General features: G+C 51.4%; 28 protein-coding genes. 17 read left to right on the forward strand and 11 right to left on the reverse strand.

All coding sequences use genetic code 11. The features are described from left to right. The first annotated feature begins 6 nt into the window (after nucleotides 1–6). The 5 genes from HS105_06840 to HS105_06860 all read left to right on the forward strand — a co-directional run bounded on the left by HS105_06840 (nucleotide 7) and on the right by HS105_06860 (nucleotide 2,384). Nucleotides 7–333, forward strand: a complete 327-nt coding sequence (locus tag HS105_06840; GenBank protein MBE7516308.1) for a hypothetical protein — start codon at nucleotides 7–9, stop codon at nucleotides 331–333. A gap of 49 nt (nucleotides 334–382) precedes the next feature. Then, entirely contained in the window at nucleotides 383–736 is a 354-nt protein-coding gene (locus tag HS105_06845) for a four helix bundle protein (protein MBE7516309.1), read from the forward strand. 26 nt (nucleotides 737–762) lie between these two features. Next, nucleotides 763–1,518, forward strand: coding sequence for an enoyl-CoA hydratase/isomerase family protein (locus HS105_06850; protein MBE7516310.1), 756 nt, complete (start codon nucleotides 763–765; stop codon nucleotides 1,516–1,518). 72 nt (nucleotides 1,519–1,590) lie between these two features. Further along, nucleotides 1,591–2,247 (forward strand): hypothetical protein, encoded by a 657-nt coding sequence (locus HS105_06855; protein MBE7516311.1) that lies wholly within the window; start codon nucleotides 1,591–1,593, stop codon nucleotides 2,245–2,247. Continuing rightward, nucleotides 2,235–2,384, forward strand: coding sequence for a hypothetical protein (locus HS105_06860; protein MBE7516312.1), 150 nt, complete (start codon nucleotides 2,235–2,237; stop codon nucleotides 2,382–2,384). Before HS105_06855 ends, HS105_06860 begins: the two co-directional genes overlap by 13 nt. A gap of 283 nt (nucleotides 2,385–2,667) precedes the next feature. Here HS105_06860 and HS105_06865 read toward each other — a convergent pair whose 3' ends face one another. The 9 genes from HS105_06865 to HS105_06905 all read right to left on the reverse strand — a co-directional run bounded on the left by HS105_06865 (nucleotide 2,668) and on the right by HS105_06905 (nucleotide 9,230). Next, on the reverse strand, nucleotides 2,668–3,450 hold the full coding sequence (locus HS105_06865) for a tetratricopeptide repeat protein (protein ID MBE7516313.1): 783 nt from the start codon (nucleotides 3,448–3,450) through the stop codon (nucleotides 2,668–2,670). Between the two features lie 31 nt (nucleotides 3,451–3,481). After that, on the reverse strand, nucleotides 3,482–4,294 hold the full coding sequence (locus HS105_06870; GenBank protein MBE7516314.1) for a PD40 domain-containing protein: 813 nt from the start codon (nucleotides 4,292–4,294) through the stop codon (nucleotides 3,482–3,484). Nucleotides 4,295–4,682: 388 nt separating this feature from the next. After that, nucleotides 4,683–4,997, reverse strand: a complete 315-nt coding sequence (locus tag HS105_06875; protein ID MBE7516315.1) for a hypothetical protein — start codon at nucleotides 4,995–4,997, stop codon at nucleotides 4,683–4,685. Between the two features lie 97 nt (nucleotides 4,998–5,094). Next, the gene (locus tag HS105_06880) at nucleotides 5,095–5,313 is read right to left on the reverse strand and encodes a DUF2283 domain-containing protein (protein MBE7516316.1); all 219 of its coding nucleotides are present in this window, start codon (nucleotides 5,311–5,313) and stop codon (nucleotides 5,095–5,097) included. 238 nt (nucleotides 5,314–5,551) lie between these two features. Next, complete coding sequence (locus HS105_06885; protein MBE7516317.1) at nucleotides 5,552–6,976, reverse strand: DUF1446 domain-containing protein; 1,425 nt, start codon at nucleotides 6,974–6,976, stop codon at nucleotides 5,552–5,554. Between the two features lie 113 nt (nucleotides 6,977–7,089). Then, nucleotides 7,090–7,392, reverse strand: a complete 303-nt coding sequence (locus HS105_06890; GenBank protein ID MBE7516318.1) for a hypothetical protein — start codon at nucleotides 7,390–7,392, stop codon at nucleotides 7,090–7,092. 31 nt (nucleotides 7,393–7,423) lie between these two features. Beyond that, nucleotides 7,424–7,825, reverse strand: coding sequence for a cobalamin B12-binding domain-containing protein (locus HS105_06895; GenBank protein ID MBE7516319.1), 402 nt, complete (start codon nucleotides 7,823–7,825; stop codon nucleotides 7,424–7,426). Nucleotides 7,826–7,838: 13 nt separating this feature from the next. Further along, on the reverse strand, nucleotides 7,839–8,366 hold the full coding sequence (locus tag HS105_06900) for a hypothetical protein (GenBank protein MBE7516320.1): 528 nt from the start codon (nucleotides 8,364–8,366) through the stop codon (nucleotides 7,839–7,841). A gap of 192 nt (nucleotides 8,367–8,558) precedes the next feature. Then, complete coding sequence (locus HS105_06905; protein MBE7516321.1) at nucleotides 8,559–9,230, reverse strand: IS1595 family transposase; 672 nt, start codon at nucleotides 9,228–9,230, stop codon at nucleotides 8,559–8,561. A gap of 186 nt (nucleotides 9,231–9,416) precedes the next feature. Between HS105_06905 and HS105_06910 the strand changes: the two genes are divergently transcribed. Continuing rightward, nucleotides 9,417–9,884, forward strand: a complete 468-nt coding sequence (locus tag HS105_06910) for a heme-binding domain-containing protein (GenBank protein MBE7516322.1) — start codon at nucleotides 9,417–9,419, stop codon at nucleotides 9,882–9,884. Between the two features lie 265 nt (nucleotides 9,885–10,149). Here HS105_06910 and HS105_06915 read toward each other — a convergent pair whose 3' ends face one another. Then, nucleotides 10,150–10,587, reverse strand: coding sequence for an endonuclease domain-containing protein (locus HS105_06915; protein ID MBE7516323.1), 438 nt, complete (start codon nucleotides 10,585–10,587; stop codon nucleotides 10,150–10,152). Between the two features lie 291 nt (nucleotides 10,588–10,878). Here HS105_06915 and def point away from each other — a divergent pair, with 291 nt between their 5' ends. The 11 genes from def (at nucleotide 10,879) to bamD (ending at nucleotide 21,768) form a co-directional block, all read left to right on the forward strand. Next, complete coding sequence (gene def / locus HS105_06920; protein ID MBE7516324.1) at nucleotides 10,879–11,403, forward strand: peptide deformylase; 525 nt, start codon at nucleotides 10,879–10,881, stop codon at nucleotides 11,401–11,403. Continuing rightward, the gene (locus HS105_06925; protein MBE7516325.1) at nucleotides 11,394–11,624 is read left to right on the forward strand and encodes a hypothetical protein; all 231 of its coding nucleotides are present in this window, start codon (nucleotides 11,394–11,396) and stop codon (nucleotides 11,622–11,624) included. The genes def and HS105_06925 overlap by 10 nt, the downstream gene beginning before the upstream one ends. Before the next feature lie 12 nt (nucleotides 11,625–11,636). Further along, entirely contained in the window at nucleotides 11,637–13,205 is a 1,569-nt protein-coding gene (pruA, locus tag HS105_06930; GenBank protein ID MBE7516326.1) for an L-glutamate gamma-semialdehyde dehydrogenase, read from the forward strand. 14 nt (nucleotides 13,206–13,219) lie between these two features. After that, the gene (locus HS105_06935; GenBank protein MBE7516327.1) at nucleotides 13,220–14,119 is read left to right on the forward strand and encodes a hypothetical protein; all 900 of its coding nucleotides are present in this window, start codon (nucleotides 13,220–13,222) and stop codon (nucleotides 14,117–14,119) included. Between the two features lie 74 nt (nucleotides 14,120–14,193). After that, nucleotides 14,194–15,798, forward strand: a complete 1,605-nt coding sequence (locus tag HS105_06940; GenBank protein MBE7516328.1) for an alkaline phosphatase — start codon at nucleotides 14,194–14,196, stop codon at nucleotides 15,796–15,798. Then, a complete protein-coding gene (locus HS105_06945; GenBank protein ID MBE7516329.1) occupies nucleotides 15,795–16,724 on the forward strand; it encodes a methionyl-tRNA formyltransferase in 930 nt (309 codons plus the stop codon). Before HS105_06940 ends, HS105_06945 begins: the two co-directional genes overlap by 4 nt. A gap of 7 nt (nucleotides 16,725–16,731) precedes the next feature. Continuing rightward, complete coding sequence (locus tag HS105_06950; GenBank protein MBE7516330.1) at nucleotides 16,732–17,502, forward strand: hypothetical protein; 771 nt, start codon at nucleotides 16,732–16,734, stop codon at nucleotides 17,500–17,502. Between the two features lie 8 nt (nucleotides 17,503–17,510). Further along, a complete protein-coding gene (rsmB, locus tag HS105_06955; protein ID MBE7516331.1) occupies nucleotides 17,511–18,815 on the forward strand; it encodes a 16S rRNA (cytosine(967)-C(5))-methyltransferase RsmB in 1,305 nt (434 codons plus the stop codon). 45 nt (nucleotides 18,816–18,860) lie between these two features. After that, on the forward strand, nucleotides 18,861–19,505 hold the full coding sequence (locus tag HS105_06960) for a PASTA domain-containing protein (protein ID MBE7516332.1): 645 nt from the start codon (nucleotides 18,861–18,863) through the stop codon (nucleotides 19,503–19,505). Nucleotides 19,506–19,545: 40 nt separating this feature from the next. After that, entirely contained in the window at nucleotides 19,546–20,217 is a 672-nt protein-coding gene (locus tag HS105_06965) for a ribulose-phosphate 3-epimerase (protein MBE7516333.1), read from the forward strand. Between the two features lie 24 nt (nucleotides 20,218–20,241). Next, nucleotides 20,242–21,768, forward strand: a complete 1,527-nt coding sequence (gene bamD, locus HS105_06970; protein MBE7516334.1) for an outer membrane protein assembly factor BamD — start codon at nucleotides 20,242–20,244, stop codon at nucleotides 21,766–21,768. 77 nt (nucleotides 21,769–21,845) lie between these two features. Here the strand turns inward: bamD and HS105_06975 are convergent, their stop codons facing one another. Beyond that, nucleotides 21,846–23,030, reverse strand: a complete 1,185-nt coding sequence (locus HS105_06975; GenBank protein ID MBE7516335.1) for a M48 family metalloprotease — start codon at nucleotides 23,028–23,030, stop codon at nucleotides 21,846–21,848. Nucleotides 23,031–23,104: the final 74 nt, after the last annotated feature.

Below are 23,104 nucleotides of genomic sequence, written 5' to 3' on the forward strand. Positions count from 1 at the left end.
CGAACAATGAAGATACAACTGGTCAAGATCGCACACGCACGAAGCGGCGATAAGGGCGACACCGCGAATGTCGGCCTGATCGCGTTAAAGCCCGAATATTATCCCGTCCTTGTTCGTGAAGTAACTGCAGAAAGGGTAAAGGAGCATTTCGGCGAAATGGTCAAAGGCGATGTGGAACGCTTTGAACTGCCGAACCTGAACTCGTTGAATTTTCTGCTTCACGGAAGCCTCGGCGGCGGCGGCACAAAAAGCCTGATGACCGACGCGCAGGGAAAAACATTTTCGACGGCATTGCTGCGGATGTACATAGAGTTAGAAGATGGTTCGATCTAATTAATAATTATGAATTAGTAATTGATGATTAAGTTGAGGTAGTCAAATCATGGATAACAATATCGTACTCGACAAATCACTAGACTTCGCATTGCGCATAGTTAAGTTGTGTCATTACCTCAACGAAACAAAGCGGGAGTTCGTCTTGTCGAAAGAATTGCTTATCTCCGGGACAAATATTGGCAAACACGTAAAGGCCGCCGTCGGTGCTGAGAGTCGCGAAGTTTTTATTTCAGAATTCGGCGTCGCGCGTCGACGAGCTTTAGAAACTGAATATTGGTTACTCGTTCTTTATCACGGCGAAATACTTACGGAAGCCGAACATCGATCTATCGAATCTGATCGTCTGGAACTCGTAAAGATAGTCTCTTCGATAGTTTCAACCTCGCGAAAATCTAATTAGTGATCAGTAATTATCAATTAGAAATTATGTCCACTGTCCTATCTGAATCTAAAAGCAATATCGGATTCATCACGCTGAATCGCCCAGACAAGCGTAATGCATTGAACGACGAACTTATCGCAGCGTTGAAAGATGCCTTGCGGGCGGCCGATGCTAATGAGAGCCTGCGGTGCGTCGTCATTCGCGGTGCCGGGAAGGATTTTTGCTCCGGTGCGGATCTTTCTTCCATTCAGAAGATCGCGACAGCATCGTTCGAAGATAATGTCGAGGATGCACGCCGGCTCGGCGATCTTTTCGCGTTGATCCGCGAAGTGCGTGTTCCGGTTATTGCGGCGGTTCATGGGCGGGCTTTAGCGGGCGGATGCGGTCTGGCGACGGCGTGCGACCTCGTGCTTGCCACGGACACCGCGAGATTCGGCTATCCCGAGGTCAAGATAGGTTTCGTGCCGGCAATGGTAACCGCGATACTTCGCAGAAACCTCGGCGAAAAGAAGAGCTTTGAGCTGCTTACACGCGGATTCGAATACTCCGCCGCCGAAGCCCTCGCTCTCGGTCTCGTCAATCAGCTTATCCCCGAAGAAACCTTCGACACCGCCGTCCTCGAATACACGTCGGCCTACGCAAACGTCAGCGGTTCGGCCGTGGAAATGACAAAAGAATTGCTTTATGACATTGATGGTTTAGAGTTTTCCGAAGCGATCGACAAAGGTGTGCGGGTTAATGCAAAAGCGAGAATGACGGAAGATTGTAAGAAAGGCATCGCGAGGTTTCTTGAAAAATGATCTCGAATAACGTCGTTGTTGATTCTCCTGTCTTTCCTAGTGGTAAGCAGGCGAACGGAAGATAATGATCTTATGAAATATATTCTATTGTTTATTGTTGGGTTGATCGTGGTAACGCCCTTGTCGGCGCAGGTTACGTGTAGAGCGGATGCCTCCGGGCCCAATTGGTATTTTCGCGGGGCCGCTGTTATCAAAGACGGAAAACCGATCGAAGTTGCGCAATATGTCTCCGGCAGTGGACGTGCCACCGTTGGACCTGATTCTGACGGGTTTAGTGACGGAGAAGGCGAGAAAAAGGGTTGGGTCCGCTTCGATACCGTCCAGCGCACAAGTGGGGTGCGTTCGGCTATAACGCTTTTTGCTCCGGGAGTCGCCGAAGACGAAATGGTTCTCTCGTATAGGTTAAGGATGAAGGCGGGAACTGAACTGCTTGCCGAACTAGACGCGGAGAGCGGCGGCCGGCAGAATGGCTGGCCGACCGGCACAACATACATCCTGAGTGCGAATGTATCCGATCCGGCCAAGTTAACGCCTATTTTTCGTGCATTGGATAAGGCCGAGTCGATAACGGTCGAGACTTACGCGGTTTTTATAGACAAGTCCGTCTCCACCGGTATTTCGTCAACATTTACGGTTCCGGCTGAAACTCTGCGTAACGCCCGTGCAGCCGCCGGAGAAGTGCGTATCAAATTGGATGCAGCGATCCGCTCAGGCAAGTGCGTGAACTGACTGCAGTCACCGTGACAACGCGCGTGATCTACGACATCGACGCCCTGGATTTCTCCGACTCGATCGAAAAAGGCGTGCAGGTCAACGCCGCCGCACGCATGACCGACGATTGGAAAAAGAGAATTGGAAAGGATTGAGAAATGAGATCGCAAGTCAGGAAAACCAACCTGAATACCATTCCGATTTCGGCGTGGTTCTTCCGAGAGCGACGCCAGTTCCGCCACAGACTTGACATTGCCCAGTACCGTTGCATTGGTAGCATTTCGCATATTTTCCCGATACGGCATCGACTAGGCCGGAACTCCATGAATTATCATTGCCTGATCCGTGACACTTTGAACATCTTCCATTTCCCTGATTTGAGAAAACCGATGCTAGTTTGTCGCAATCTCGACATCTTTCTGTTGACATAACGCACTCCTATTTTTTGATTCGGCGCACGAGCGGCTCAAGTACAAATCTTCTTGTAAGCCGTCGCATCCATTCGTGTTTTGCGATGACATTTGCGAAGAAAGGTGAGATTCGGTAATAAATGGACACAGATGTCGAGCCAATTTTGGACGGAAGCAATTTCGTATCTCGGTATTCTCGGAAGATTATCACTTCCGGCGCCATCGGCGAGCCATATGCCGCTGTAGCCACGAAGCACATTCCTTTCTTCGGCGGATTTTCAATCTCGTCCTTCATCTGTCTTGCTTGAACATAGACGTCGTCGTCGGGAAAGTTCGAAATGATGTAGTTCAATTCTCGCAGTGCCTGATCGTTTTGTTTTAACAATAGGTAAACGTGAGCCTTAACGAATCTTGCCCCCGAATAGTCGGAAATACTGAGAGCCTTATCAAGCAGTGCCAAAGATTGCTGTGCATTATTCTTTTCCTGTTGTCTGGCGATCATGCCCGTCGCAAGACGCATTCCGGTAGTTTCCGAACGCGCTGACATTCGTCGCATTAGTCCAGCAGAAAAGAGTTTAGTCATTGCTTGCTGGGTATAGAAGATTGACTCGTGCAAATCGTCGTCATCGGCATCGGGAAAACTAGATCTTACTAATTCAATCTGTTTCCAGTAGATTTGCATCTTCTGATCTATTTGTTGCTGAATCCGTTTAGATGTGTGAGGATCAGCTTCCATTAAGTTCATGTTAAGACCATGAATTTCGTTACTATATTCCTCAAGCAATCGGACTTCATTCTCAAGTTTCGACATAATTTCTCCTCCTCAGTTACTCCTTGCTTGCTCAACAAAACCAAGAAACATTGACTAGCTCACCCACTCTGTCTCCCATCCACGGATTAGCAACGATCTTGTGTTCATTCTTTCCATCCTTATCGATGACATAGATTTCTTTCCCACAAGGGCGTTCGCTCTGGCTTCTGGCTGCGTAAAAGGCTATTTGTTGTCCATCGGGTGACCACGAAAGACCGGTTGCGAGCGCGTCCTCTCTGATGCAACGAAGATTCTCTCCACTCGAATCTATTAAGAAAATGTCTCGGTTACGCAAAAATGCGAATTCACTACCACTTGGTGACGATCTGACCGACCAATCGCCGATTTCAAAAAGCCCAGATTCTTCTAAGTCTTCTCCGTAAGCTCCGACGATCATCTGAGTAGCGGCACCATTTGGAAAAGCTTCAAATATTATTTCACCGTTTGCGGTCCAAACTGGAGTTGATCCTCCGTCGGCCAGATAATGTTGTTGCCCGGTAATAAGATCGATCCACCATATCTGATTCTCGACATTGTGGCCGCAGGTTGTGTACGCAATCTTTGTGGAATCAAACGACCATGACGGACTGTTTGCCCCAACATCCGAATAATCCGTGATTCGAATAACATTGGTCCCGTCCCGCCGCATTATGTGAACGTTGTAACAACCATTTCGATTCCAGGCCGAATAGGCAATCCAATTTCCGTCCGGTGAGCAACAGGGCTCGAAAGCTCCGTCTGCTACCTTAACGAGATTGCTTCCATCCGGATTCACTGATAGAACCCCAATGGGCAACCCCGGCAAACTATCTCCCGAATTTTGAAAGACGATGCGCAAGTCCACCTCAACCTTCTAGATCTTTACACTGTTTACACCGTTCGTGCTTGCACCAACTGCATTGCCATTTGTCATTATAATTTTCCGAGTTGCACTTACAGCATCTGAAGCTTTCCGTTATGGCTACGATCGAAAGGCTAATTTTTCGTTGATTGGAGACTCGTTTTCGACTGTTAGGCATATTTCAAATCCTCCTGAATTCGTTGAGTGTCATAAAGTCAGCATTTAAGGCGTTTCGGGTCCTTCGTGAGGCACTCCGACACCTTCGTGACCGACTTGTTAGGCTTCGTGACCGATTATAACGTCTTCGTGAGGAAAATGCAACGCTTCGTGAGCACGTTCGAGGGCTTCGGCTGGATGCTGGAGTGCTTCGTGTGTGCTTCTGTCGCTTTGTCTACGGAAGTGCGGCTATTAGCTTGTCGCGAATTTCATTTCGATAAAGAACCTCAATACTCACAATATCGCCGTTGAGAACATCGATATTCAAATAGCCATTATCACAATCAAGAGGGATGGTTTCGTGCCCGATGCCCCAAGCTCCGCTCGGTTTCGGAGCAGTGTAAAAGGTGCCACAGAAATAGTCACCACAACGGCATCTATCGACCATTACAAGGTTAGCGACCGTAGCAGCCAATTCGGGGCGTTCGTATTCTTTCAAACCGCTCTCTAACTCAGCGATCATCTCTGGTAGAATGTCGCGAACAAGCATATCTTACGCCTCGACGATTTCGACCTTCGTCTCGATCAACGATTTTGGGATCAGGGCGGGGAAGTACGCCATGATCTCTTCGACCTTGGGGCGGCGTTTAGGCGAGGACATGAGCCGACTTAACAGGAAGTCTTCCGAGGACGATCTCGCGCATGTCGAGCTTGGTGCTGGCGTGGTCGATATCGACGCCGACGAGGTTGCCGGATTCGTCATAATCGAGAACGACGCCGTCTGAGACTTCGCGGCTCTCGACGCTGGTTTTGTGCGAAAGATCGATGTAGAGCGAATCGGTGTCTGGATAATAATTGATCTTCATAACTTAAAATTGCTGTCCGGAAAAGCGTTGTGAATCGTTACTCTGTCAGCTAAGGTCACAACGCGAAGGACGCGGCCTCCAAACTCCTCGATCTCTGCCCAAAATCGCACGCGATCATCATCTTGAACCTCGATATGGATCGCGTTCTCGATTACAAATATACACCATTCTCGTCGCAATAGGGACGCTTTCGCAATACCTCGTTCTCGAAATAAGCTGTGTATTTGTAGTCAGACATCTAGGCTTCCACTATATCAACTTTTGTTTTAATCAACTCTTTCGGGATCAGGGCGGGGAAGTAGGCCATGATCTCTTCGACCTTGGGACGGCCGCCGGCGAAGCCTGTGACGGCGGGCGGACCGGTGAGGATAAGCGGTGCGATCTCTTTTGTAAAGCGTTCGACGTCGGCACGGTTTGGGCCGCGGACGGCGACGCGGAGTTGGACTTCGGGATAGGTCGAAACCCGCTGCGTGAGCGGCGGGCCAGTTCGTTGATCGTCAGACTGGCCGCCCGCTGACGCAGGCGGTTCTGACAAGTGACCGTGTGTGGCGTTGACGCCGACGAATTCGGTGAGGATAAGGTCGAATTTCAGGCCGAGGTTGTCGAGACGTTCGCGGAGTATCTTGTCGGCGGCTTTGGCTTTTTCGAGGGCGTCGGGCCACGCATAAACGAGCGTTCCAACGGATTTGTAGCCGTCTTGGTAGGCGATACTGACTTTGTAGAAATCGGTGTTCGGATTGCCTTTGATGCCGAAGACTCGGACCTTGTTTTCGCCTGCGTCCGCAAGATGTATCGATGAAAAATCGGCGACGACATCGGGCGTGATGTAAGCCTTTGGGTCGCCCATCTCGTAGAGAAGCTGCTCTGTAACGCTAGGCACGTTGACGCGGCCGCCGGTGCCTTCGTGCTTCGTTACAATGAAAGTACCGTCGGGCGACACTTCCACGATCGGGAAACCGATATTCGCCATATCGGGAATTTCCTGCCATTTATATTGGCAATTGCCGCCGGAGACCTGAGCACCGCATTCGATAATGTGGCCGGCGATGGTTCCGGCGGCGATGCGGTCCCAATCGTCAAACTTCCAGCCGAATTCGTGCATCAGCGGCGCGAGCGTCAAGCCCGTGTCCGTAAGGCGCCCGCCGACGATGATGTTCGCCCCTTTGTCCAACGCCTCTACGAGCGGAGCGGCTCCGAGATAGACGTTGGCGGACTGAACGCGGTCGCGGATCGCCGACAAAGGCGTGCCGTCGTCCATCGAATTGATCTCAACACCATCGGCTAGAAACGTGTCGAGTTTGTCGAGAATGTCGTCGCCCGTGACGACGCCGATCTTGACTTTGCCGGAAAGGCCGAGGTTCTGTGCGACATCCTTGATCGCGGCGGCACAGCCTGCGACGTTGACACCGCCGGCATTTGATAGAACTTTGATGCCTTTTTCGACGCAATCGGGCAAGATCTCCTGCATCAGACTGACGAAATCGCGTGCGTAGCCGGCATTCGGGTCGCGAAGCTTTTGCTTCTGCACGATCGACATCGTAACTTCTGCCAGATAATCGAGCATCAGATAATCGATCGGCCCTTTGCGTACCTGATCTATCGGCGCCGTCAAAAGATCGCCCCAAAAGCCCTGTCCGCCCGCAACTCTTACTGTCTGTTTCATGATTCTAATTATTGACGGAGTGCGGAATTAGTGCAAATTGGAAGTGTTCCCGCGATAGATACAGATAGTTGTGAAAAGAAGAAAGGCTGCCATTTCTGACAGCCTTGTGTGTACTAGCTGATGCGTTTTGGCTTGCCTACGACAAAGTTCCGCGTCTTGACGTATGTCCATTTTCCGCCGCGTTTCACTTTGTGATAAGTATATTTGCCGCCCTTCTTGCCTTTGCGGTAAACCCATTTGCCGCCGACCTTGGTGCGGTGATAGACCTGTTTGGTGCCGCGTTTCGTCTTGTGTGCGACTTTCTTTGTAACGCTGACGACGTCCTGTGTCGCATCCGTGCGTGCCGAGGAGGCTACGGCCGTTCCCGCTGCGACAAGTGTCGCCGCTGCTGCTGCAATTATTAGTTTTCTGATCATAAATGTCACCTCTTTTATCTCCTATCAATATTCAGCCGTGGCGGACGTGTGAATTTATAAAGCTCACGATGTCCTCAGTAGATGTTCCGGGAAGGAACACCTCGGCAATACCTCGTTCTTTTAGTGATGCCACGTCTTCCTGCGGAACAATGCCGCCGACAAGTACGAGCGTGTCATCCATGCCGTTCTCGTGAAGCAGATCGACAATGCGCGGACAAAGCGTGTTGTGGGCACCGCTTAAGATCGAGATACCGACGGCATCGACGTCCTCTTGCAACGCTGCTGACGCGATCATCTCGGGCGTTTGCCGCAACCCCGTATAGATCACTTCCATTCCGGCGTCACGAAGCGCTCTGGCGATAACCTTTGCGCCGCGGTCATGTCCGTCAAGGCCGGGTTTCGCTACCAATACTCTGATCTTCCTGTCGGTCATGGCGTTGATTATACTAGCGTGCGACTGCCGCAAGCAATCCGCCCGCGCGCAGATACGGCTTCATTTCCGTCCAGGAGAGTGTGAATTCGCCGGCAGGCTCTAGGGCCTGTTCGACATGCGGAAAGCCGTAATCGTAATGAAAGGTTACACCGTGAGCGTTGATCGAGAAACTCTGAAGATCAGACGCACCAAATTTCTTATTTGCAAATAGTTGTTCCGTATCTGCGTCGGCATTATCAGGATCCGCTTTTATTTCCTTGATCGCCGCCGCGATCTCCTTTTTGAGCATCACGTTAAGTTTAGCTATCAGACCATTCGTATTCGTGAGATCCGTTGATGCGGTCGCACGCGTACCTTTTTTGGTATCTATGACAATGTATTTCGTTGAACCGTCAGGGTAAGCGGCCGAGCCTGCTATCGACAATGCGACTGAGAGTGCTCCCTTGCCGTTATATTCGACCTCGTACGTGGCCTCATCAAGCCAATGAGATTCCTTGAGTTCTTCGGCAAGAGTAAGGTCAAAGGCTTTTTCATAACTCAAGAGAGCTTCGATCTTGCGTGAGAGAGCCGGTGTTGCCGCTTTGATCTTCGGATAAGTAATACTGAACGTCTTTTTATATTCCGAGGACGGTGCTTTCCGCTTATATGTAACCTCATGTGGGCTGACCGTAACTGATTGGCCAAAACCGGCGATGACAATTGTAAGAATAAAGAAGGGTCATGACTAGTTAAGTCATAGTTCTTTGACAACATTTAAGAGAATTGAGTAAAGATTTTGTTGTCTGTAATTGAATCTAAACTCACATTCTTTTAGGTGCAAGTAGAAGGTAGATTTTCGCATACCGCGGAACTTCACGAGACGGACTTTCGCATAGCCCCAGAAGCTTTCGATGCCGTTGATGTGATTGGTGCCGAGGGCGAAAACATCCTTGCTGTGGTCGATGCGGTAATGCTTTTTGTAACCAAGATCGACCAGCGAATGATAGGCACGAAAGCCGTCTGTATGGACGGTCGAAGTCTTATTCACCTTGCCTTCTAAAATAGCGTAAAGCGTTTTACGAGAGCAGTTAGGAACAATCTCGGTATAGACTTTGCCGTTTCGTTTGTAGATACCGAAAACGATCGTTTTCCCGTATGCTCCGCGTCCTCGCTTTCCGCGAACTCTTCTTGCACCAAAGTATGATTCGTCCAGCTCGACCACTCCTGAAAACGGAGATTCGCTTTCACAGAAAGCTGCCACCGACTCACGAATCTTTTTCAAATATCTGTTCACCGTGTTCCGGTTCAAACCCGTCAATTCGGTGATCTGTGATGCCGTCAGATCAAGTGAAAAATACTTCAATATCTGACGAAATTTTGCTCTCGAAATTCGAGAACGCTTTAGTATCTTGTAACTACCTGTCATTACTAGCGTTATCCTACTATAAAGGATGTTTAACTAGTCATGACCCATAAAGAAAAATATCGCTAAGATCTGTTTCATTCGTATTTAGAACTCCATATTCGGTGATGCTAAGACGCATCGTGCCTTGTTAAGGGTGCCTTTCCTTAACATATTGCGGCAACAAGCGTTCTATGTTATATCAAAGGTATGAAAAAAGCAGTCAAGATCATCGTACTCGTTCTGGCTGCGGGCTTTTTGGTCATTCAGCTCTTTCAGATCGACAAGTCGAACCCGCCGATCAATGAAGGCGAAACGATCGAGGCAGCGGTTTCCGTGCCGCCGGAGATCAGCTCGATACTTTCAAGATCGTGCAACGATTGCCATTCAAATAATACCGTTTATCCGTGGTATTCCTACATTCAGCCTGTCGGATGGTTCCTAAAAAATCACATCGACAAGGGGCGCGATGAACTCAACTTCAGCCGCTTTGCTGCCTATGAGCCAAAGCGCCGCAATAAAAAGTTCAAAGAGGTCTGTGAGCAGGTCGGATCGGGCGAAATGCCGATGACCGCGTATGTGATCGGCCACCCGAATGCCGCGCTGACAGAAGCCGACAAGAAAGCGCTCTGTGATTGGGCGAATTCTCTACGCCGGGATGAGGGTTCCGATCACTAACTGCAAGCGGCCGTAATCCGCTTCGACATAGTTCGGGACAGAACATAAAATTCCCCTCCTTACCAAGGAGGGGTGGCATTTGCCGCTTTGGGCAAATGACGGGGTGGTTCTTTGGTGCGGATAACGAAACTGATAACGGTACAAAACTGTCAGCTAAACGATATTACGATCGGCGCCTTCACTTCATCTGCGTCAGAGAACCACCCCGTCAGCCCCGACCAAAGACGTCGGGACTGCCACCCCTCCTTTGTAAGGAGGGGAGTTTTTAGGAGTTTGTTTTGTTGTAATGTTTTCCTCGGCCGTAAACTCTGGTCGGTGGCTTCGGCCCGAAGCGAAAATTGTCGCGGATCATGTCGGCGACCCAGTCACGATCGTGGAAAATTCGTTCGTTCTCAAATCTGAGAACGCGGATATCTTGCGATTCCAGATATTTTGTCCGTTCACGGTCATAGGCCTGTCCTTTGCCGGAAAAGTGCTTCGAACCGTCTAATTCGATCGCGAGTCTCTCTGCAGGACAATAGAAATCGAGTATGTAATTGCCGACGCTATGTTGGCGCCGGAACTTTCTACCCTCAAATTGAGAGTTCTTGAGCATATTCCAAAGTGAGGCTTCGGCGTGCGTCATCGAACTGCGTAATTCTTTACGAAACTCGGCAAGATGCGGCAGATTATTAATGTCGTCCGGATGTCGCTTGTAAGACATTTGTGATCAGATCATCCCAGTAAATATATTACAAGAAAAATTCCCCTCCTTACCAAGGAGGGGTGACATTTGCCGCTTTGGGCAAATGACGGGGTGGTTCTTTGCTGCGTGTAAAGTGATCAATGAGAGAATTAAGAAACGCATGCCAACGGCAGATCGCGGATCAGTTCGTATTTACCGTAAGAGGGAACCACCCCGTCAGCCCCGACCAAAGACGTCGGGACTGCAACCCTCCTTTGTAAGGAGGGGAGTTTTCGGAGAATTCTGTGCGTTTATTGTACAATTTCGTTTATGTCGGTGCGGCGAATTGTTCATTATCCGGAGCCTGTTTTGCTGGAGGTTGGAAAACCTGTCGCGGCTGAGGCGTTCGATAGTGGGCTGCGCGTGCTTGTAGAGGATATGTTCGAGACGATGGCGAGCGCACGCGGCGTGGGTTTGGCAGCTCCGCAGGTTGGTGTTTCGAAGCGTCTCTTTGTAATGGATACGCCCGAAGATGACGACAACGAACGCGTACGAAAAGTGTTGATAAACCCGACGATCATTCATCAGGAGGGCGAACAGATCGGCGATGAGGGATGTTTATCATTTCCGGGGCTGTATCAGCTCGTGCAGCGGGAGATGCGTGTCATCGTAAGGGCGCTCGATATCAACGGCGAGGAGTTCGAGGCTGATATGCGGGGACTTGCGGCACGGTGCATTTTGCACGAGACCGATCATTGCGACGGCATTGTTTTCCTTGATCGAATGTCTCCCTTGAAACGCCAACTCGCAAAGCGTAGAATCAAGAAACTTCAGGAAACCGGCGAATGGCAATAAAGATCGAGGATACAAAGCTGGCCGCCGAGGCCGCTTCGATACGCGAATTGAATCTCTACCTTGAACAAGGCTGGGTTCTTTTGCTCGCGTATGTTAAAAATGCACGCGACACACAATCGTTGAGATTTGTTATCGGTTGGCAAGCGGCGGGCGAGCCTGTTGTGCCGGAGATGCTCGACGAATGGGAGCGTCGCGAAATGCGCCGCGGAATGCGGCAGTGAGGATATTTTCAGATGAATACACAAAGACAGACAGATGACTTTCGCAATGAGCCGTTCACGGATTTTAAGAATGAGGCGAATAAGGCGGCTTTCGAGACGGCATTGGAAAAGGTTCGGGGCGATCTTGGCCGTGAGTATCCGATCATTATCGGCGGTGAAAAGATCACGCTGGAAAGTCAGTTCAGAAGTGTTGACCCTGCGGATCATTCGAGGGTCGTCGGGATCTTTCCTGAGGGAGATACCGATGTTTCATTGGTCGGAAAAGCCATTGACGCAGCTACGGAAGCGTTCAAGTCTTGGAGCAGAACGTCGCCGGCAGAACGCGCAGCATTGCTGTTCCGAGTTGCGGACCTTATGCGGCAACGAAAACACGAATTATCAGCTTGGATGGTCTTTGAGGTCGCAAAAACCTGGGCTGAGGCCGATGGCGATACCGCCGAAGCCATCGATTTCTGTGAATTTTACGGCCGTGAAATGCTCCGTTGGGCATCTGATCAGCCCGTAACGCCATATTCAGGTGAGGATAATCGTTTTACGTACGTTCCCCTTGGCGTCGGAGCGATAATTCCGCCGTGGAATTTTCCACTTGCGATAATGTGCGGTATGACAATGGCAGCGGTCGTAACGGGAAACACAACCGTTCTTAAGCCTTCTTCTGATTCACCGACCATTGCCGCTAAATTTATGGAGATCCTCGAAGAAGCAGGATGTCCGGCAGGCGTTGTTAATTTTATCAGCGGCAGTGCGGCAACCGGCGAAGCAATGGTCACGGATCCGAGAACACGGTTCATCTCATTCACCGGATCGAAAGGTGTCGGTTTGCATATAAACGAAGAAGCCGCCAAGACACGGCCCGGCCAGATCTGGATCAAGCGTGTTGTTGCCGAAATGGGCGGCAAGGACGCTATCGTTGTAGCTGATGATGCTGACCTTGATTCGGCGGCTGACGGCGTGGTTGCAGCGGCATTCGGCTTCCAGGGGCAAAAGTGCTCGGCGTGTTCACGTCTTATCGTTGATGAGAAGGTGCATGACGAACTGCTCGAAAAGGTGATCGAGAGGACGAACAAACTGATCATCGGCGATCCGGGTTCGCCGGAAACAAATGTCGCCGCCGTTATCAACAAACGTTCATTTGATAAGACGCTCGGTTACATTGAAAAGGCTGTTGCCGAAGGCGGAACTGTGGTAGCCGGCGGTACCGGCGACGATTCAAAGGGCTTTTTCGTCAATCCGACCGTTATTGACGGCGTGAATGCCGGCGCGACGATCGAGCAGGAAGAGGTGTTTGCTCCCGTTCTCGCTGTCGTGAAGGCTCGCGACTACGATCATGCTCTGGAGATCGCGAACGGTACGGAATTCGGCCTGACCGGATCGGTTTATTCGGCGTCGCAGGAGCGGCTCGAACAGGCCCGCCGCGATTTCCACGTCGGCAATCTGTATCTTAACCGTAAATGCACGGGCGCGCTGGTGGGTGTTCATCCTTTCGGCGGTTTTAATATGAGCGGTACCGATTCTAAGGCCGGCGGCCGCGAATACCTGCTCCAATTCATGCAGGGTAAATCGGTAAGTCAGAAAATTTAAGGCAGGTCATTGTTATGAAGAAAATATTGTTGGGTTCTATCGTCACCGCGATATTGACGCTTTCCGTCGCGGCCCAAAAAACGGCACCAAAGGCGCCGCCGAAAGCTCCGAAGCCTATCGTTTTCGCGGTCCTGAACGACGGCCGAACGACCGAGCCGATCGCATACATAAACAAGGGCAAGCTTGAGCCGCCGGTCAACGGCAGCGATGCGGCAGATATTATTGCCGCGTTCAACAAGACCTATTACAAGCCCGGAACCGTCTATCGGCTGATCTTCGGCGGAGTGGACTCGGGAACTGTGCGTGTGAAGAGTTCGGATGCGAATGCTGAATGTACCAAGAACATGGCAACCGTTACAACCCAGAGCACCAGGTCGCCGCTAAAAGGACTTGTGATGGGACTCGCGACAAACGCGCCGATCACTAACAAGGCGTTCTTCCGGCGCAAACCGACGAATGCCGAAAAGGCCGAGGTCGAGGCTTTGGTCAGAAGTGAGTACGCAAGACATAAATTGTCGCCAAAAGTGCTGAAATATCTGAATCTTACCGGCATCGACATCGATAAGAACGGCAACGCAGAATTTGTCGGCACTTACTGGACCGAGATCGACAAATTGACGCGGGGTTTACTTTTTTTCATTGCGGAAAAGAACACGAAAGGTAAGTATGTGCTCTCATTCTCAGACTTTCGCACAATAGATCAGGCGGGTACGATGAGCGGAGATATTAAGGCGATCGACGAAGGTGTTTATCAAGAACTCTTCTTGGACAGCTTTGATTACGACGGCGACGGGATCGGTGAGATTTTTACTTATGTCGAAGCATTCGAAGGCTCGGGTTTTACCGCGTACAAAAAGGCGAACGGCAAATGGACGCGGGCCTATGAGAATTCGAATTACCACTGCGGTTATTGACGGATCGCCTTTTCAAAACCGGTTCGCTTACTAGGTTCTCCTCGGAGAACCTAAGATTTTTTGTGAGTAGAACGATGAGATCAAAGACGGTTGCACTTACCCTTTTGTGCGCAATGTTGGTTCCAACATTCGGCCAAACCGTACGGGAACCATATCCCGTAAAGCGGCCGGAAAGTGTTGATACATGGCGTGCGGACGGCCTTGCGGCGATCGAGCGTGCAAAGGCCGAAAAACCGAATAAGAAACGGGCAAAGAACGTCATTCTTTTTGTCGGTGACGGTATGGGCATTTCTACACTGACGGCCGCTCGTATCTTTGAAGGACAACGCCGCGGCGAAAGCGGCGAAGAGAACAGGCTTAGCTTTGAGAACTTTCCCTATTCGGCTCTCTCAAAGACATACAATACTAACCAGCAGACCTCGGATTCGGCGCCTACCATGAGTGCGATCATCACCGGCGTTAAGACCGACGAAGGCATTCTGTCGGTCGATCAGCGCGTCGTTCGCGGCGACTATTCGTCGGTGGCGGGCCACGAAACAAAGACACTCCTTGAAATGGCTGAAGAGAACGGAATGTCAACCGGCATCGTATCGACAGCACGCGTTACACACGCAACGCCCGGAGCATGCTACGCACACACGGCCGATCGTAACTGGGAGTCCGATGCTGATATCAAAAAGCGCAGCAAGGCGGCTTACGAAGCGGGATTTCCTGATATCGCCGCGCAGCTGTTGGCTTTCAAGTATGGTGACGGCATCGACGTTGTGCTTGGCGGCGGCAGGTCGAAGTTCCTGCGGCAGGATCAGGCAGACCCGGAATACCCCGAAAAGCGCGGCGAACGGCTCGACGGACGCGATCTCGCGGCCGAGTGGCAAAAGAAATATCGCGATTCGGCATACGTCTGGGACAAGAAAGGCTTTGATGCGATAGACACCGCAAAGACAAAGCATTTGCTCGGACTTTTTGAACCCGGCTATATGCAGTATGAGTCTGAGAGGAAGGAAGATCGTGCCGGGGAGCCGTCGCTGGCAGAGATGGCAGCAAAAGCAGTTGATATACTCTCTTACAATAAAAAAGGGTATTTCTTGATGGTCGAAGGCGGCCGGATCGATCACGGTCACCATGACGGCAACGCGTATCGTGCCCTTTCCGAAACTGTCGCGCTTTCAGACGCAGTTCGTACGGTTTCTCAAAAGGTAAACCTTAATGAGACCCTGATCGTCGTAACCGCAGATCATAGCCATACTATGGTGATCCAAGGCTATCCGGCACGCGGCAATGACATTCTTGGCCTTGTTCGTGAAGTTGGGCCCGATGGCTCGCTGCGGCCGAGTTATAAAAAGGACAAACTAGGCCTTCCGTACACAACGCTCAGCTATGCCAACGGAAAGGGTTACCAAGGTGCGTCCGACACCCAGCCCGAAGGCCCGAAGAAATGCTGCGGTGAAGCGAAGTCATTCGAACCGTTGAAGAACGGCAGACGCGATCTGACCAACGTCGATACTACTGACAAGGATTACCTTCAGGAAGCAATGATCCCGCTCAGCGGCGAGACCCACGGCGGTGAGGACGTTGCTGTCTTTGCGGTCGGGCCTAACGCTTATTTGTTCCGCGGCTCGATGGAGCAAAATTGGATCTTTTACGTGATGGCCGACGCGTTGCGGTTGGGGAACAGATGAAGATCGTTTTTATGGGTACGCCGCCGGCGGCAGTAACTTCTTTGGAGGCGTTGCTGGCGAGCGGACATGATATTTGCGCGGTTTACACGCAACCGGACAGGCCGGCCGGAAGAGGCGGCCGTTTAACGCCTTCTGCGGTGAAAGTGTACGCAGTTGAGCACGGCCTTGCGATACACCAACCCGAAAAACTCCGCGCGGAAGCTGAGACCGAGCGTTTCCGTTCAGTTGACGCGGATGTTGCAGTTGTCGTAGCTTACGGCAGGATCTTGCCGATCGAATATCTAACTGCGTTCGCGAAAGGTGCAATAAACGTACATTTTTCGCTGCTGCCGAAGTATCGGGGTGCCGCGCCGGTAAATTGGGCGATCGTGAACGGAGATCGTGTTACAGGCGTTACTACAATGCGTATGGATACCGGCCTTGATACCGGCGATATTCTGATGCAGCGGGAAACAGACATCGGACCGGAGGAAAATGCGATCGAATTGATGGATCGGCTCGCAATGACAGGCAGTCAACTGCTTTTAGACACACTTAACCGGCTTGATATTCTTAAGCCGACGCCGCAGGATAATGCAAAGGCAACGATTGCTCCGATAATGAAAAAGTCGGACGGGCAGATCGATTGGAATTTTTCTGCAAAGGCGATTTTTGACCGCATTCGCGGTTTTCAACCGTTCCCGGGATCGTTCTCGATGCTCAACGGCCGTCGCGTAAAGCTTTTTAGGTCGGAGATCTGCGATGTAGGAAACGAGGCTTCACCGGGAACGATCTTGGCCGCGGACGGCGAAGATCTGATCGTGAAGTGCGGCGGAAATACCGCGATCAGGGTTTTAGAGCTTCAGATGGAAGGAAGAAAACGGGGCGGTGTGCGCGAATTCATCAACGGACACCTTATAGAGCGAGGCATGCGCTTCGGCGGCTGATCTTTTGATGTCGGAAAATATTGCGATCATAAATTTCTACGAATTTAAGCGAATGGAGGAGGTCGGAGACCTCGCGGCGATCAAAGAAGAATTGCGCCGATCTATGGCGGATACAGGCGTTCGCGGCACGATCATTCTTGCGGATGAAGGCTTTAACGCGAGTTTGTGCGGCACTCGAGCTGAGATCGATGTTTTTATTCCGCGTGCCGAGGCCGTTCTGCGATCGGATATCAAGCCCAAGGTATCGTTCTATGCTCAGCGGCCGCTCCGGAAGATCGATGTCAAGATAAAGCCGGAGATCGTTACCCTAAAGCAGGATGTCGATCTGGATCTCGGCAAAGGAACGCATGTTACGCCTTCTGAGTGGGACCGCCTGATAAACGATCAAGAGACGTTGGTACTCGATACACGCAACGACTACGAATATAAGAGCGGCACCTTTCGAAATGCGGTCAACCCGCATACGGCCAAGTTCAGCGATCTGCCCGCGTATGTCGCGGAGAATCTCGATCCGGAAAAGCACAAACGGATAGCAATGTTCTGTACAGGCGGCATCCGCTGTGAAAAGTTCGCACCATATATGCGTCAGCTTGGTTTTGAAGAGGTTTATCAGCTTGAAGGCGGCATCCTCAAATACCTTGAGACCGTACCGCCCGAAGAGTCGTCGTGGGTGGGCGAGTGTTTCGTCTTCGATGAGCGGGTAACTGTCGATCATGACCTGCGAAGAGGCACAGGCATCGATCATTCGCAACGGCATCCTGAGAGGTGCGATCCTTGACACGGCAATTGGACGCGCGACTGGCCGCATTCAAGGTACTTTTTGCCGTCGAGACAAAAGGGGCTCTTTCATCAGGATCTCTGGCGGAGATCGAACCGAAACTTTCCGAGAGGGATCGCGGACTTTGCCATGAGATTGTTCTGGGAACGCTGCGGCGGCAGCTAGAACTTGACCGCATCATCGATAAGCTGGTTGCAGGCAAACGGCTCGACATGGAAGTGCGGATCGTCCTTCGGCTCGGGCTCTATCAACTTAGACACCTTGACCGTATCCCCGCACATTCTGCGGTCAACGAGAGCGTGAAGCTTATAAGACAGTTGAAAAGATCTTCCGCTGCCGGCCTGGTTAACGCGATACTCCGCCGCTATGAGCGAGAACGAACTTCACCGCAGCCTGATGACGCGATAGATCGTATCGTCTTGGAAACATCACACCCTCGTGAGCTGATCGAGCGTTGGACGGCGAATTTCGGCCGCGAGACGGCCGCGGCCATTGCACGGGCGAACAACGAAAAACCGCATCTTACCTTCCGGGCCGCAAATCGCGCCGTTGCAGCAGATCGGCAGCTGATCGAAAAGTATCAGCGGGTTGAAGGCGTTCAAGGTGCGGCGATCGCGGTACGTTATGACGCCCTTCTCAACCGTCTGGCGGACGAAGGTAAGATATATTTTCAGGATGCCGGCTCTCAATTGGTAGCAAACGCGATATCACTTCGGGACGGCGGCCGTTTCTTGGATGTTTGTGCTTCGCCCGGAAGTAAATGCACGGCGATAGCGATACGTTTTCCGCGTCATGCGATCGTTGCCGGCGATCGATCGCAACGGCGTACTGAACTGCTGAAAAACGCTGCTGTAAGCCAGCGATGCCGCAATATCGACATCGTACGATACGATGCTGAACGGCCTCTGCCGTTCGCGGCCGCGTCTTTTGATGTAGTGCTTGTAGATGCTCCGTGTACGGGAACGGGAACGATACGGCACAATCCGGAACTCCGCTACCGTATTACGACCGATGAGATCGTGCGCCATTCATTAAGGCAACTCAGGATACTGCAAAACTCGTCTCAGTTGGTGAAGGAGAATGGCCTTTTGATCTATTCGACGTGCTCGATCGAACCTGAAGAGAATGAAGGTGTTGCCGCTGAGTTTCTTTCAAACTCGCGTGAAATGCAGGCGGTCACGCTCGACATCGACGCAAGATTCCGCTGTGATGATGGCTTCTATCGCACCAGGCCCGATCGGGACGATATGGACGGTTTCTTCATTGCCGGCTTTCAGAGGTCAAAAATCATTGCGGAGCAGGTGTTTAGTTAGGAAAAAAAAGGTAAAATCTCCGTTCGGCCGTTTGGCAGCTGAAATATGAGTTTTTTTAAGAAAGGCACTGCTGCATTGGGTAGGCTGGTAGCTGTAGGTGTTCTGCTTGCCGTCTTCCTTGCTGGGATGATGAGCGTAATGTATTTCTCGCTTCAGGGAAGTGAGATCAAGGTGCCTGAGATCACCGGAAAGTCGTTTGGTGAGAGTGAGAACGAACTCGCTTCACTCGGCCTCAAGATCAAAAAACGGGCCGATCGTGTAACGAATGACCCTCCGAATACTATCATTGAACAGCTCCCGAAACCCGGCGAAACCGTCAAAACAGGGCAGATGATCCTGGTTGTAACAAGCCGGCCGCCTGCGAGCGGCGAGACCGCACCTACGGTAATAAAAGGCAGCGAAGACGACACGGAAAAGATCGAGGAGATGATCACCGATAAGCCGAAGAAACCGAAGACGAACACCAACACGAACCGGAAAAAGGCGGATACGACACGCGATGTGAATGCCGCTCCGTCCGATACGGACACCAAATCGAGCAGCAATTCCTCCGCGGATGCTTCGAACAGCAATAAGGCTGCACATGAGCCTGCTGATAAATCAAAAAAGGAAACACAACCGCCGGTAAAACCGCCGGCGGCGAAACCTTCTGACGAGAAGCCGAAAAGCCAGTCGAGGCCGCACCGCTAAAGCAACGAAAACTGTGGGAACTGCAACAAATGTCGAGAAAATATCCGCCGGTTTCGAACTGGCGCCTTCGTTGTTGTCCGCAGATTTCTCGCGTCTCGGCGAGGAGATCGTCTCAGTTGAGGCAGCAGGTGTATCGCTGCTTCATGTGGATGTAATGGATGGACGGTTCGTGCCCAATATCACGATCGGGCTTCCTGTGGTCCGCTCCCTGCGTGCGATCACAGCCTCGCGCATCGATACGCATCTTATGATCGTTGAGCCCGGCAGATACGCGGCAGAGTTCGCCGCCGCCGGCGCTGATATGGTCTCGGTCCATGTCGAGGCCGATCCCCACCTTCAACGCACGCTTACATCCATTCGCGAAGCGGGTGCAAAGGCAGGCGTTGCTATCAATCCGGCGACCCCGCTAAGCGCGCTGGACGAAGTCTTATGCTATGCGGATTTTGTCCTGCTGATGTCGGTAAATCCGGGTTTCGGAGGCCAGCGGTTCATCGGCCCGGTCTTAGATAAGCTACGGCGGCTGCGGCAAATGATCGATGAACGCGGACTCGGAGTCAGGATCGAGATCGACGGCGGCATTGATGAAGCGAATATTCGAGAGGTTGTTCTGAGCGGTGCTGAAATTATCGTTGCGGGTTCAGCTGTTTTCGGTCAGAAGGATCGTGCTGCGGCGGTGAAGGGGTTAATTGATAAGGGTACTCGCTGGGTCTGACGGCTCGGCTCATACATGAAATTTATGCACAGATCATTCTTTAGGGGATCTATTGTTATTCTGGCCGTTTGTTTTCTCGCGGCCGGCGTTGCGTTCGCGCAAAAGGGCGACGGAACGGCTTTGCAGCGGCTTACGGTAATGTCCGATAAGTTGTCGGGCATTCGACGCTCGCTCGAAAGCTCCGTATCGGCGTTAAAGGCCGAAAATAAGGCTTCCGGTACCAAAGACGATAAATCGCCGGACTCGCCCATAGCACGCGCAGAGAGTCTGGACAAGGACGCTTCGCGGCTGCAGGGCGACGTTTCGAAGGTTTACGGCCGAGTTGACCGCGGCGATAAATACGATCGGACCGATATTGATTCGCTAGAAGAAGCGGTTGCAGAACTCCAGGCTCGTGTGGACAAGTTCCAAATGGAGACGGCCTCGGCGCGCGCAACCGTTGATAACGGAGTGGGAAAGCCGCGTGAAAAGAAGAAGAAAAAGAAATTTCTGGGCATATTCGGCAAGGGCGGAAACGATGAGTATGACGAACTGATCGGAACCGTTTCACCCGGACGAGACAAAGAATTGTTCATCACAGCAACACGCGAGGTCCGTAAGAAGAATTATGACGTCGGCCGCTTGCTGTTTCAGACGATCATTACGACCTATCCCGATTCGGCGTATCTGCCGATGTCAAAGCTGGCCATTGCGGATTCATTCTTTTTGGAGGGTTCGACAAGCAATCTAATTCAAGCGATCGCGTCATATCAGGATTGGCTCACCTTCTTTCCGACACATCCGCTTGCCGATCGCGTTGTCTTGAAGATTGCAGAGGCCGAAATGCGGCAGATCGGCTTGCCTGACCGTGATGCGACCCACGCAAAGCGTGCGGAAGCCCGTCTGAAGGCTTTGCTTCAGCAGTATCCGAACTCGATCCTCAAGGCTGACGCTGAAAAGCGGCTCGATGAGGTGCAGGACAATTTAGGCCTGCACAACCTGCTTATTGCGAACTATTATTACACGCTTGCCGTCGATCAAAAGAAGGGCGGGCTGAAGGGAGCACAGTCGCGGTTTCGCGAGATCCTCGATAAGTATCCGAACTTCAAGTTCATGGATGAGGTGCTCTTCAAAACGGCAGTTACATATCAGATCGAAGAAGAGACGGACCAAGCTGTTCGCTATTATCAGCGCATCGTCAGCGACTATCCGAACAGCGATTATGTCGGCAAGGCAAAGGAACAGCTCGAGATCATGGGCGCAACGGTGCCGCCGGCCAATCCTGAGCGCGAGAACGTGATGCCTCCTGAAGATGCCTCGTTCTTTCAGAATTTCAAGAATCAGTTATTCGGGATCTATCCGCTCACCATTGATAAGGACGGCGTTCTGATGACCAGGGATTTTGAAAAGGGAACCTTCGAGATGATCGATCAGATAATTGATAATCAAGGCGACATCCAAGCCAATCAGATCCCGCAGGCACTGACGACGGTTATTGCAAGGCCAACTGCCTCGCAGCCGAAACAGAATGTGCCTGTCGGCCCGCAAGGTGTTCCGCTCAAAAACGACTGAGGTTGTTTTGATAGAATGTAATCAAATAGGCTGTTCTTCAACGAGAACAGCCTATTTTTCCTTTGGAAGGCGACGGTCTATTGTCCCGGCGGAGGTGTGGTCGGTTCACTCCTTTTCTTGAGTTTCGGCGGTTCGTCGGATGAACTCGTTCCGGGGCGGACGTCGTCGCTCGTATCGGCATCAGGCATACGCTTCTTAAGTGTTGGTTTACTGTCATCGACATCATCGAAATCGACGCTTACGCCGGCTTTGGCATTCGTTAGCCGCAAAAGATGGGCTTTTACACGCTGAAACTCGGATGTTGTGATCACGTATTCGTCGCGTTCCGGAAAGCGCGCAACGATCCTTATGCTGTCATCGCGGCGTTCAAGTGACGGCGGATGCGTCGAGAACATCTTTTGGATAGAACCCGGCTTTTTCTTGTTCTGTGATGCCAGTTTTTCGAACATCATCGACATTGCTGTTGGGTCGTAGCCGGAAGCGTAAAGGTATTGAGCTCCGAGATTATCGGCTTCTTCCTCGGCTCCACGCGAGAATTTGAGTGATGCGAGGCCTGCAAGGAAACCGCCGCCGTTCTGAAGAATGCCGCTGGTGATAGGTCCGCCGAAGATTATTCCGGCGATCGCTGCGTAATTAATGAGAGTGCCTTTACCCTGATTTTCCATTGCATGGCGCGCGCATACGTGCGCTATTTCATGGGCCATCACACCGGCCAGTTCCGCTTCGTTGTCAGCAGCGAGTATCAGCCCCTTATTTACGAAGAAAAAGCCGCCGGGCAGCGCAAATGCGTTCACCTCATCGCTGTCGATCACCTTAATAGTGAATGGTACTTTCGCGTCGGAATGGAGGACGATGTTCTGTCCGATGCGGTTGACGTATTCGGTGATCACCGGATCATCAAGTATCTTGGCCTGCTGTTCGACCTGAAGGGCAAGTTGTCGGCCGATCGCCATTTCTTTATCTTTTGAACCGCCAAGCCAACCGAAGAATTTGTCACTTCCGCTGTTGATGTTGCGTTTTCCGATCATAGAGGGATCGTCTTTAACAGACAGCGCTCGCGAAGTATTCGCGGTAGCGGCGGTTTTATCGTTGGCCTCTTTTTTGCTCTTTTTCTTCTCTTTGGGATCCGTCTCTGATGTTTGCGGCTGCTTGCCGGGTGTGTCCTGCGCTGCAACGGAGCGGAGCGGTGCGGCCTGAAAACAAAGCAGCGCCAAAGCTAGCGGAGCGACAGCGGTGATCTTTCGAGTGTAATTCCTTAACATCAAATGCCTCCGAAAATAAATACGCGTTAGAAAAAGTGTATTTTCCAATGACCAATAAAGCAACATTGGTTTGA

Origin of the sequence: Chloracidobacterium sp. (assembly GCA_015075585.1) — a bacterium.
Lineage (GTDB): Bacteria > Acidobacteriota > Blastocatellia > Pyrinomonadales > Pyrinomonadaceae > OLB17.